This is a genomic window from Desulfosoma profundi, assembly GCF_055387865.1.
Genome location: NZ_AP042420.1, coordinates 3,513,657 through 3,525,443, shown reverse-complemented (window position 1 = coordinate 3,525,443; position 11,787 = coordinate 3,513,657). Strand labels below are relative to the sequence as shown.

Below are 11,787 nucleotides of genomic sequence, written 5' to 3'. Positions count from 1 at the left end.
TCAGGGTCCGAGAAATCTTTCCAGGTAGGCATAATTCTCCGTAAGCCGCCCCGATCGCACGATGAGTGCCGGCTGTAAGGGGCCTGGAAGTTTTCGGACCGCATCGGCCTCTTCAAGGTCGATTCCACACAGATGCGGGAGAAAGGGCATCAAGGCGGATCCGAAGGCCATTGAGGCCTCTTGGGGAAATTCGCACGGGAGATTGTCTACGGCCATGATGACGGGTCCTCGTCCTTGACTCAGATCGTCCAGCAAAGCGTCAGTATCTGTGTCGTAAACGTAGCACGGTTGGGACGGGCTGGTGGCCTTACGAGTCACGGCGATAGAGCCTTCAATGTCGCAGGTGATGTCCCCGATGACTTGGAGCTTCGGGTTCTGCGAGCGGTATAGCCGGCGGAGATTTTCCGCGCTCACCAGCACAGGGGATCGAGGATCCCAGTAAATGCCATTGATGAGTACCGTCAGGAAAGGGAGCCATGGAGCAAAGCTGGATTCGTATTTATCGGGATTATCCCAGTATTCCTGAAGGTTGAAGGGGCCGTTGTCGCGACGACGCACCGTGTGCTTTTCCTCGAAGACCACGACATGGACGACCTTTCCTGTGTCCGATGAAAGTCCGATGGAAAGCAATGCTTCGGGCTGGACAAACTTCACGGGAAAGCATTTTTCCAAAACATCCATGGCGCCGCGAGCCACATGACCGTAACCTAATACCCCAACGACAAAGGGCCTCAGTTGTGCTGGAAGACCCTTTTCGGCGATCTGACGACCGGCACCGGCCCGGATCGCCTCCAACGCCGCATCGACGGTGCCGTACTCATACGGCTGCTTGACTCCATGGAAAGGATTGTGCTCCGGGCTGAGCCCTTGAAAAGCCAAACGGCGCCCAAGCGCGTGAAGGGATTCGATCATGCCGGCGAGCCCTGCAAAATGGCCGAACAACACGAGTCGCCGCCCTTGGTCGTCCACGATCCGTTCATAATCCAGGAGATGAGCGCCGGCATCGAACAGGGCTCTGAGCATGGGCATATTATGGGCCTGCCCTTTGATGGTGTGCGAAAAGAAAACGTAGAGAACGTTTTTGCGGAAGAGCTCGGGCGGCATTTCCTTCACACCCAGCACGATGCGGCAGGGTGAAAGATCTTCCTGCACCACGGCCCCCGCCTCACGATAGGCGTCATCGCGGAAAACCCTGATACTTGAGGGTTGCACGTAGACCCGCATGTGATGCCTCTTGACCAATTCCGCCACATGCTCCGGTGATAAAGGGACGCGCCGTTCCCATTCATTCTTATCTTCCCGCCGTATGCCAATGGCATGCCCCATGAGATTCATCCTCCCGCTAATTTTTTGCGCCCTGGGATTTGTCTCCTCTTCTCGTCCCGCTCGGGCGAGAGGCCTGGTCACATTACAGAAAGAACGCTCTCCGCGACAAGAACTTTTCCTGTCATCGGTGGGTTTCGAGAGCGTCCCCAAAACCGGTAAATCCAGGGGAGTCAGAAGGGCAAAAAGCCGTGCACCGGCGCCGGTTAGGCGGTTTCATGCAGGGAGGATGCCCGTGTTTTTAGAAGTGCGATTTGGGGATTGGAATCAGGAGGCAAGACATGATCATCATCACAGGCCGTATTCTTGAAAAGCACAGATGCGGCAAGTTAAAAGAACTTAAATCACCTTTTGTCTAAATCTTGGACAGTTATTGGGAGGGAAAGCCATGTCAAGAACAATGCAAAGGGTGGTTTCGGCCTGCGCTCTTGTGCTCTGCGTGTGTTGGGGCGTGCAGGCTCAGGTGATGCCGCTTCCCTCGGCTCAGCAAGGATTTGAGTATCCTCCGACGGCTGATCCTGTTACGGCCGCCGATCCGGCCGTCGCCCGGCCCATCGGAGTCGGCCCTGTGGCCGAAGGAGGTGACACGGTTCGGCTGCGAATAGGGCTTCCCGCCTTCAGCGGGCCGGTGGACCTCTATGTGGGAATCATGGCCCCGGCCATCGATCCTTTCCATCTCTACATCGTGAACCCCAACGGCCAGCTCGTCGTCTTTGAAACCCAACTCATCGCCTGGAAAACCGCCGTGACGCAACCCGTGGACGAGTTTTTGTTCGGCGATATTCCGATTTCGGCCTTACCCCCGGGTCAATATCATTGCTACCTGTTGGCAAGCCCGGCAGGGAGTCTCTCCTCCTATTACCTATGGCACACGTTTTTCGTGGTTCGAAACAGCCTCGGCGGCTGTGGGGATTACAGCGGGAGCCGATCTTTTTCCATCACCTACAACCACCTTTATACAGTCGATTATGGATGTTACCATCAAGATCTTTGGTTCTCAGGGAGTGTTCCTTTTACAGTGCATGAAGACAACACCATCACCGGAAACGGAACAGTGACCTATGGCACCCATTACTTCACCACCTGCGAGGTTATGATATCTTGTAGCGGCTTAACAACCGTCGATGTGACCCTCGGTGGAAGACTCACTTTTAATGAATATTGCCAAGCGATGCTGGAGGTCCTCTTTACTGAAACAGTTCACCCCATGATCATCTCATGTGTCCCGTACGGCGGAGGATTTATCCCCGAAAGTTCGAATAAGTACACACTCACCTTCCCCGTCATCGATGGGGCGATTGTGTCCGGGCCGCCATATGGCCCCGGCGTGGGCGGTACTGCCAATTACATCCTCCATGTGGGACATTGAGCCCCGTGGTTTTTGTTTCGGGCTCCTCCCAAGAGGCATGGCGCGCTTGACAAGAAGGGGGCTTCTGGATAAAAGCGGCGCACGAAAGAAAAAATAATTTCCCAAGAAAGAGCCGGCGCCATGAAAAAGTGGGTTTTCTTGTTTCCTGGGCAAGGTTCGCAATATGTCGGCATGGGGAAGGATTTTTACGAAAACTACCCGGCCGTGAGGGAGTTGTTTGACCGCGCCGATGACATTCTGGGGATGGACATCAAGAGACTATGCTTCGAAGGACCGGAAGACGTCCTCACCCAGACGCAAAACGTGCAGCCGGCCATCACTGTGACGAACCTGGCCTGCCTCACTGTCCTGGCCCAGCACGAGATTTTTCCCGCCGCCGCCGCCGGCCACAGCCTCGGTGAGTACAGCGCCCTCTATGCAGCGGGGGTGCTATCTCTCAGCGATACGCTGAACCTGGTGCGGCACCGGGGACAGTACATGCACGAAGCCTCCTTGGAAACTCCAGGCGCGATGGCGGCCGTCATGGACATGCCGGAAGAGAAGTTGCAAGATATCTGCCGGCTCTATGACGTGGAAATCGCCAACATCAACTGCCCCGATCAGCTCATCATCACGGGGCCCGTTGAGGCCGTGGACAAGGCGTTGGAAGCCAGCGCCGCGGAAGGCGCCAAGAAATGCATCAAGCTCAATGTGAGCGGCCCCTGGCATAGTCGATGCATGGAATCAGCCCGCCGGAAATTCGAGCCCTACGTCAGGGCCGCCTCGTTTTCCGATCCGAAAATCCCCGTCGTCAATAACATCGATGCCCAGCCCTTGCGTGAGGCCGCCGAAGCTCCGGAGAAGCTCGTGCGACAACTGTGCGGGGCCGTCTTGTGGAAGCAATCTATTGAGTGGTTCCTCAATAACGGTTACGACCACTTCGTGGAAGTCGGCCCGAAAAAAGTCCTTCGCGGGCTGGTGCGGCGCATCGACCGGAACGTCACCATCCACAACGTGGAAGACTCCGCCACCCTCGCCGCGTTCCTCCGGGCCAACGGAGCCTAGTGATCTTTAGGATCCGCGATGCTTTTCAGGGCGTTCCGAACAAGACTTTCCGGAACGCCGGTCTTTCTTTCCACACGGCCCACATCCCGCGGCACGATCCAGACCAAACCACCCGCACCTTTCTTCTTATCGTGTTGAATATGGCGCAGCAGCGCGTCGAGATCCTTCGCCAGCGGCGTCGTGCGGGGCAAATGGTAGGCGTCCAGGATCCGGTCCAGGCGGTGCGCCAAGGCGGGATCTGTAATGCCTTGGAGGATGCCCATGTGGACCGCCGCTTTCATTCCAAGAGCGACGGCATGGCCGTGGGGAAGCGAGTACCCGCTAAGGGCCTCCAGTCCATGTCCTGTGGTGTGCCCCAAGTTTAGGAGCTGGCGCTGCCCAAAATCTCTTTCGTCGGCGGCGACGAAGCGCGCCTTGAGGCGGAGGCTTTGGTGGACGAGACGTTGGGTCATCTCTAGAGGCAGCGGGTACATCACGCCGTCAGGGCCTGAAGCTTCGGCGAAAGCCTCCAGATCGTCCATAAGCCCGGTGTCGTCGAGGAGGGCGTATTTGATGACTTCCGCCATGCCGTTTTGCCATTCCACGACGGGCAAAGTCTGAAGAAAAGCCGGGTCCACCAGGATGGCCTCCGGGTGATGGAATGTCCCGAGCAGGTTTTTCCCTTCAGGTAAATCCACGCCGGTTTTTCCGCCCAAACAACTATCCACCTGGGCCAGAAGCGTGGTCGGCACCTGAGCGACGGGAACCCCCCGCATGAATATCGAGGCGAGAAAGCCGATCACATCGCCTGTGACCCCGCCCCCCACGGCCACAAACACACTGCCGCGGTCCGCGCCGCGCTCCAAAGCGACCCGGGCCAGTGTTTCCACGGTCTCGAGACATTTCTTGTCTTCCCGGGCGTCCCATTCGATCCAGGCTGGACCAAAACTCCGGGCGCCGAGGGCTTCCCCCCACAAGGCGGCCACGCGTCGGTCCACAAAGAAAAGCGGGCGTCGGTTGGGAAAACGATCGTTCAGCCATGAAGCCAAGGATCGGGCGGCATGCGGGGCCAGAGTCACCTGAGCTAGCGCTGCGGGATCCTCTGTCTCGTTTTGGGTCACCGTCCCTTTCAAAGGAGCGCGGGGCTGCGGGGCGGTGTTCCCGCCGGGCGCGCTCGGGCGGCATAAGGACCAATTCGCCTCGGGGTCCAAAACGGGCAACGCCACGGTGCCGCTCGACTCGAGAGGTGATCGGATTTCGCCATTTCCAGAGGTCAATGCCCCATGGTGGGTGGGCGTGACCGATTGAACCTTGACGTGTGCATGGTTATTGGCATTGTGGTGCCACGTGAGAAGTCGGTTGGTTTCTTCCAAGGCCTGGAGACAAAAATCCCCAAAATGTGACCGGGTTTCTTCGAAAGCGCCCAAAAAGGTTTCCCAACGTTCGCGTTCCACGGCGTCGAGTGTTTCCGAGAAAACGCGGCGCAGCACCGCGAGCGCTTCGCCCTTGAAGGGATTTTGCATGGCGATGGCGGCATAGAGGGCCGGGTCCTGGGCAAAGAGCCGCCCGATCAGGTCCAGTTCCAGCCGATAGATCGGACTCGTAAAGCGAAGGCTTTCCACGGCATCGATGCCCATTTCCCGAAGGCAATGCCCCAACACCACGGTGGTCATATGGGGAAGGAGCTGGATGACGGTCATCATGCGGTCGTGCTCGTCGGCCGAGCAGACATGAACCTTGAGCCCGGCATCCCGGAGCACGCCCATGAGCCAGTCCCACGGTTCCCGAGCCACCCGACCCGGGCAGACGATCATGGTCTGACCGACAAAATCTCTCACGTAGGGGCCGTACATGGGATGGAGCCCCACGTACCAGGCCGCGGAGGCGGCCATGGCATGCAGCGGCGGCACCTTGAGAGAACAGATATCCACAACCAGTTGGCCCTCCCGGAATCGAAGCGCCAGACTCCGAAGAATATCCGAGGCCCTGTGGAGGGGCACACTGACGAGGACCATATCCGATCGGTCGATGACGTCCTCGTTGGTGAGCGGTGTCGCCACATCGGAAACGGCGACCGGAAGACCAAGATCCACAAAGAACCGGTGAAAAAGCCTTCCCATGGCCCCGCGGCCGCCGATGATTCCGATACGGGGTTGAACAGGCCAGCTTTTAAAGTCCGATGGGGTTTCCGTCATGGTGCCTCCAGTACATCGCACAGCGTTGGCAGCTCGAAGCGGCGCGTTCGCCCGCCTTCCACCCGGATGCGTCCCCTGAGGGGTGACCCATGGAGTTCACGACGTGCCACCCACGGCGTGGGCCACGTCCTGCCGCCCGGTTCTCGGGGTCCGCAGGATGGTGCGTCCCACCGCCTGAGCCACGGGCTCCAATCGGTCCAACAGTTCCTGCATGGCCTGAGGGGTAAGCGATTGAGAACCGTCACTCAAAGCCTCATGGGGCCGGACGTGGACTTCCAGCATGAGCCCGTCGGCACCGGCGGCCACGGCCGCAAGCGACATGGCCGGAATGAGATCCGTTCGGCCCAATGCGTGACTGGGATCGACGATGACAGGCAAGTGGGTCAGTTTCTTCAGCAGTGGGACGGCACTGAGATCGAGGGTGTTTCGGGTCTCCGTCTCAAAGGTCCGGATGCCGCGCTCGCACAGGATCACCTTTTCGTTCCCGTGACTCACAATGTATTCCGCCGACATGAGAAATTCCTTGATGGTCGCCGACATCCCCCGTTTGAGAATGACCGGCTTGTCCACTTGGCCGACTTCGGTCAAGAGCTTGAAATTCTGCATGTTGCGTGTCCCGATCTGCAGGACATCCGCGTACTTGTAAACGAGCAGGAGGTCCCGGGCATCCATGACTTCCGTGACCACGGGCATACCCGTGCGGCTCCGCACATCGCTCATGAACTTTAACGCCAATTCGCCAAGACCTTGAAAGCTGTAGGGAGACGTTCGGGGTTTGAAGGCCCCGCCGCGGAGCATCGGGATGCCCAAGTCGTGGAGGGCGTCTGCGATTTCATCCAGGACTTCACGGCCCTCCACGGCGCATGGTCCGGCGATGATCGGAATGGCCTTCCCCCCGAACTCCACATGTTCGCCGATACGGATCTTGGTGTCGTCTTCTTTGAATTCTCGGCTGACCAACTTGTAGGGCTGCAAGATAGGATGTGCCGCCTCGACACCGGGAAAGCTGGTAAAAGGAATCTCCTGGATGAGGTCCCTTTCCCCGATGATTCCCACAATGGTCCGCCGCTCACCTCGCGACAAATGGGTCCGCAATCCCATCTTTTCCACTCGGGCCACAAGTTGTCGGAGTTGCTCCTCGGTGTGTTCCGGTTTCATGACAACAATCATCGTCGGTCCTCCTTGTCGGACTTTGTGAGGAAAGGGGGCGAGCCCTTCCTCCTGTTGAAAATATCGGCACAAGCATGCCGACCCCATGAAACGAAAAAGGCCGTGAGCTGGTGCCCACGGCCTGGTCATGTCCATGAAAAAGGCCGTGGGCTTTGGGGTTAGCCCACGGCCTTGTTGCCGGCGTCCTGAGGTTTCGGACGGCTCAGCGCGGTGGTCGGCCAACCCCATCGGGGCCGTAATACCACCCATAATAAAAGTAAAAGCGCCGAGCCGTTCTGATCTGCTGCATTTTGTCGTCCGCGTCCCTTCTGGAGATTACGCCTCGCGTGCTATTACAGAGGCGATCCCTTTATAGCAGGTATTGTGTGGGTGTCAAGGGCATCGTTGTCTTTTTTTCCGGCAGGCGACCGGTCGTCGCAGTCCAACAGAACTTTTCCTTGACAACTCGCAGGGGATTGCCTATACGACTGTGCTTCGAGTCGGTCACGAGAGGCGGTTGAAATTTGGAGATATCCCCATGAAGACGACGAGTGCCAAGTTTGATGCTGACGGAAGAAAATGGATAGTGGTGGACGCCGACGGTCAAGTCCTCGGCAGACTTGCCAGTGAAATTGCGGTGAGGCTTCGGGGCAAACACCTGCCGACCTTTTCCCCGCACGTGGATACGGGCGATTTCGTGGTCGTGATCAATGCGGAAAAAGTGCGGCTGACCGGTCGGAAATGGGAACAAAAGAAGTACTATCGCCATTCCGGATATCCCGGGGGGCTGAAGGTCACCACGGCGAAGAAACTGAATCAGGAACATCCCGAACGGCTCATTGAATTCGCCGTGCGCGGCATGTTGCCCAAAAATCGCCTCGGCCGCAAGCTCTTGAAGAAACTGAAGGTCTACAGCGGTGCCGAGCATCCCCATGAAGCCCAGCAACCCACAGCCCTGAAACTGGGCAACCGCAGGTAGTCAAGGAGTCTTTACATGGCGGAACAAAGTTTCTATGCAACGGGAAAGCGTAAATCGGCGGTCGCCCGTGTGTGGCTGAAACCCGGAACCGGCCGCGTGGTGATCAACAACAAGCCCATTGATGAATACATTGTTCGGGAAACGAGCAAGATGCTCATTCATCAACCCCTCATGCTCACCGGCACCTTCGGCAAGCTGGACGTGTTCGTCAACGTGAACGGAGGGGGGTTGAGCGGTCAAGCCGGAGCCATCAAGCACGGTATTTCCAAGGCGCTCATCGAATTTAACCCTGAGTTCCGCCAGGTGCTCAAACGCGCCGGCTTCATCACTCGGGATTCCCGCGTTAAAGAACGCAAAAAATACGGCCAGCGAGGCGCACGGGCTCGGTTCCAATACTCCAAACGTTAGAAACGGGTTCGATCCACCACCGGAGGGGACGCCTGGGCCGGGTTCTTCCGATTCTTCTCTTCTGAACGGAAAACCTCCTCTTACGGCCCTGGACACACGGCGGATCCCATCCGCAATCGGATACCATCTCTCAGGGGCTCACGCCGACGGCGCGGGCCCCTGACGTTTGTTCGGGGGACACTCAACACGTCGCTGAGGGGGATCATCATGGTGCCAGTGTCCGTTGCCGGCGCGTCCGGGTACACGGGTTTTGAGCTCTTGCGGCTCTTGTGTGGACATCCTCGGGTTCGGATCACCACCATCACCTCCCGGGCGAACCAGGGCGAACGCTTGGCGGACGTCTATCCTGCTCTGCGCGGTCACGGGGATTTGTGCTTTGAGGACACCGATCCGGACAACCTGACCCGCGAAGCCCGTCTCGTCTTTACCGCCCTCCCCCACCATGCCGCCATGGAGATCATCCCATCCTTGCTGGATCGTGGGGTCAAGGTGGTGGATTTGAGCGCCGATTTTCGGTTTCGGGACCCTTCGGTGTATGAAGCCTGGTACCAGAAGCACAGTGCACCCCATCTCCTGGGCGAGGCCGTCTACGGCCTTCCGGAATTGTATCGGGATCGGATCGCCTCGGCGCGACTCGTGGGAAACCCGGGCTGCTACCCCACAAGCATCATTTTGGCTTGTGCCCCGTTGCTCAAAGAAAAACTTGTGGTGCCGGAGACGATCATCGCGGATTCCAAGTCAGGGGTGAGCGGCGCCGGCCGAGGGTTGTCCCTGACGACACATTACTGTGAGGTTAACGATGGGTTTCGGGCGTACAAGGTGGCCGAACACCGCCACACGCCGGAAGTGGAACAGGAACTGAGCCTGCTGGCGGGAAGGCCCGTGCGGATCAGTTTTACCCCGCATCTGGTGCCCATGAGCCGAGGCATTTTGAGCACCGTGTATGCCCAGATGGAACCGGGCGTCACCGACGACCGCGTTGCCGAAGCCTTCCGCTGTTTTTACGCGGGGTCGCGCTTTATCCGGCTGTGCCCGCCGGGACAATTTCCCACAACACTGCAAGTGCGAGGCAGCAACTACTGCGACTTGGCGTGGAAGACCGATCCCCGCACCGGTCGGGTGATCGTCATCTCCGTCATCGACAACCTTACCCGCGGTGCGTCGGGCCAGGCGGTATGCAACATGAACCTCATGCTCGGCTTTCCGGAAGATTGCGGGTTGGAAGCCGCACCATGGCAGCCCTGAACGACCCTTCCATCGACGATGCGGCTTCAGTGCGGATAGACGCCCGGCGATCCCCAGCACCTTTTGATCCTCAGGCGAAAAGAAACTTCAAGCTCATCTTGGAATACGATGGATCCCACTATCACGGCTGGCAGCGCCAAAAAGGGGTTCTCACCGTTCAGGAAGTCGTTGAATCCAAGCTCGGGATCATGTTGGGCCGCCCCGTGACCGTGCGGGCCTCCGGCCGGACGGATGCGGGTGTGCATGCCCTCGGGCAGGTGATCAACTTTTACGCCAAAACGCGTTTGAGCCCCGAGGACTTCCAGAGGGGGCTCAACGGGCTGCTGCCGCCGGACATTGTGGTCCGTCACGCCGAGGAAGTGCCGGATGCTTTCCATGCCTCGTATTCAGCCCTGAGCAAGGTTTACGAATACCGGATCCTCAATCGCCCCTTGCCGTCCGCCCTTGAGCGTCTCTACGCGTGGCATGTGCCGAAGCCTCTGGATCTGGATCGCATCCGCGACTGTCTTCCTGTTCTCATAGGCGAACATGACTTTCGGGCGTTCATGGCCGCGGGATCATCGGTGAACAACCCGGTGCGCACCATGATCCAGGCCGACGCATGGCGTCCCGATCCGGATCATCTTTACTTTCGTTTTCAGGCCACGGGATTCTTGCGACATATGGTTCGCAATCTCGTCGGCACGTTGGTGAATGCCGGCCGTGGCCTTATGGCCCCGAAGGATCTGGAGGCCATCCTTGCAAGCCGAGACCGTTCCCGCGCGGGGATCACGGCCCCGGCACACGGGCTCTACTTGGTGTGCGTCTTTTACGGGAGGGGTGAAGAAACGACTGTTCACCACAGAGGGGAAAAATCATGAAGCTTTCACAACGTGTCCTTCAAGTCAAACCGTCGGCGACGCTTGCCATCAACGCCAAAGCCAAGGCCTTGCGCAGCCAAGGGGTGAAAGTCATCAGTTTCGGTGTCGGCGAGCCGGATTTCGATACGCCCCATCATGTGAGCCAGATGGCTGTCCAAGCGGTGTTCCGGGGCCAGACGCGCTATACCCCTGTTCAAGGGATTGCCGAGCTGAAGGATGCCGTGATTCGGACAATCCACGCGGATTACGGTCTCCGCTACGACCCCGAGGAAGTCCTCGTATCCTGCGGGGGGAAACACTGCCTGTACAACTTGTTTCAGGCCGTCTTGGATCCTGGGGACGAAGTCATCATCCCCAGCCCCTATTGGGTTTCGTACCCTGATATGGTCCGGTTGGCCGGAGCCGAACCGGTGTTTGTGACGTGCGAAGAGAGCCGAGGATTTAAGATGAATCCCGAGGACTTGCGCCGAGCGATGACACCGCGCACCCGGATGCTTATCCTCAACAGCCCGTCGAACCCCACGGGAGCCCATTATCTGTCTCATGAACTTCGAGAACTGGCAGATGTGCTCCTGGATCACGACCACGTCCTGATCGTCTCTGACGACATCTACTACCGAATCCTCTTCGGCGGGTTAACCTGGGCAAATCTGCCGATGGTCGAACCTCGACTGAAGCAGAGAACCTTTATTGTCAACGGCGTGAGCAAAACCTACGCCATGACGGGCTGGCGCATCGGGTATCTCCTCGGTGATCGAGAGGTGATCAAAGCGGCGGGCAAGATTCAGAGCCAGTCCACGAGCAACCCGTCATCGGTGGCCCAGTGGGCTGCGGTTGCGGCCCTCGCAGGCGATCAGGAGACGTGCCGCCGCATGGTGCAGGTGTTTGAAGACAGAAAAGCCTACGTCATGGATCGCCTCGCTAAGATCCCCGGCGTCACGTGCCCGATGCCCGACGGGGCGTTCTATGTGTTTCCCAATGTGAGCGCCTATTACGGCAAATCCGCAGGGGGACGCACCGTGGAAGGGTCGCTCGCCATGGCCGACTACCTTATGGAAGAGGTCCACCTGGCCGTAGTCCCCGGGGAAGCCTTCGGCGAAGACCGTTGTATTCGGTTGTCTTTTGCCTTGTCTATGGAAGAACTGCGCGAAGGATTCGACCGGTTGGAAAGGGCGCTCCAGCGTCTGGAATAGTCGTGTGGCGGGTCTGCAACGGCCTCACCTTGGACCGGCAGGG

General features: G+C 58.5%; 10 protein-coding genes. 7 read left to right on the top strand and 3 right to left on the bottom strand.

Annotated features, from left to right (window positions below; translation table 11 throughout):
- On the bottom strand, positions 1-1,326 hold the full coding sequence (locus ACZ5K9_RS15250; RefSeq protein ID WP_464272175.1) for a Rossmann-fold NAD(P)-binding domain-containing protein: 1,326 nt from the start codon (positions 1,324-1,326) through the stop codon (positions 1-3).
- A 385-nt stretch (positions 1,327-1,711) separates the two neighbouring features.
- On the opposite strand from ACZ5K9_RS15250, the gene ACZ5K9_RS15245 reads away from it, so the two are divergent.
- Together ACZ5K9_RS15245 and fabD are read left to right on the top strand one after the other, a co-directional pair.
- Positions 1,712-2,692 (top strand): hypothetical protein, encoded by a 981-nt coding sequence (locus ACZ5K9_RS15245; RefSeq protein WP_464272174.1) that lies wholly within the window; start codon positions 1,712-1,714, stop codon positions 2,690-2,692.
- Between the two features lie 120 nt (positions 2,693-2,812).
- On the top strand, positions 2,813-3,736 hold the full coding sequence (gene fabD / locus ACZ5K9_RS15240; RefSeq protein WP_464272173.1) for an ACP S-malonyltransferase: 924 nt from the start codon (positions 2,813-2,815) through the stop codon (positions 3,734-3,736).
- On the opposite strand, the gene aroB is transcribed toward fabD, so the two are convergent.
- Together aroB and aroF are read right to left on the bottom strand one after the other, a co-directional pair.
- A complete protein-coding gene (gene aroB, locus ACZ5K9_RS15235) occupies positions 3,733-5,910 on the bottom strand; it encodes a 3-dehydroquinate synthase (RefSeq protein WP_464272172.1) in 2,178 nt (725 codons plus the stop codon). The genes fabD and aroB overlap by 4 nt on opposite strands.
- A 96-nt stretch (positions 5,911-6,006) precedes the next feature.
- Positions 6,007-7,080: a 3-deoxy-7-phosphoheptulonate synthase gene (gene aroF, locus ACZ5K9_RS15230; protein WP_464272171.1), complete on the bottom strand. Its 1,074-nt coding sequence runs from the start codon at positions 7,078-7,080 to the stop codon at positions 6,007-6,009.
- Positions 7,081-7,597: 517 nt separating this feature from the next.
- Between aroF and rplM the strand changes: the two genes are divergently transcribed.
- The 5 genes from rplM to ACZ5K9_RS15205 all read left to right on the top strand — a co-directional run bounded on the left by rplM (position 7,598) and on the right by ACZ5K9_RS15205 (position 11,744).
- Positions 7,598-8,038, top strand: a complete 441-nt coding sequence (gene rplM, locus ACZ5K9_RS15225; protein ID WP_464272170.1) for a 50S ribosomal protein L13 — start codon at positions 7,598-7,600, stop codon at positions 8,036-8,038.
- A 15-nt stretch (positions 8,039-8,053) separates the two neighbouring features.
- A complete protein-coding gene (gene rpsI / locus ACZ5K9_RS15220) occupies positions 8,054-8,446 on the top strand; it encodes a 30S ribosomal protein S9 (protein WP_464272169.1) in 393 nt (130 codons plus the stop codon).
- Between the two features lie 207 nt (positions 8,447-8,653).
- Positions 8,654-9,691 carry an N-acetyl-gamma-glutamyl-phosphate reductase gene (argC, locus tag ACZ5K9_RS15215; RefSeq protein WP_464272168.1) on the top strand — a complete coding sequence of 346 codons (1,038 nt, stop codon included), beginning with the start codon at positions 8,654-8,656 and terminating at the stop codon, positions 9,689-9,691.
- On the top strand, positions 9,679-10,551 hold the full coding sequence (gene truA / locus ACZ5K9_RS15210; protein WP_464272167.1) for a tRNA pseudouridine(38-40) synthase TruA: 873 nt from the start codon (positions 9,679-9,681) through the stop codon (positions 10,549-10,551). Before argC ends, truA begins: the two co-directional genes overlap by 13 nt.
- A complete protein-coding gene (locus ACZ5K9_RS15205; protein ID WP_464272166.1) occupies positions 10,548-11,744 on the top strand; it encodes a pyridoxal phosphate-dependent aminotransferase in 1,197 nt (398 codons plus the stop codon). Before truA ends, ACZ5K9_RS15205 begins: the two co-directional genes overlap by 4 nt.
- Positions 11,745-11,787: the final 43 nt, after the last annotated feature.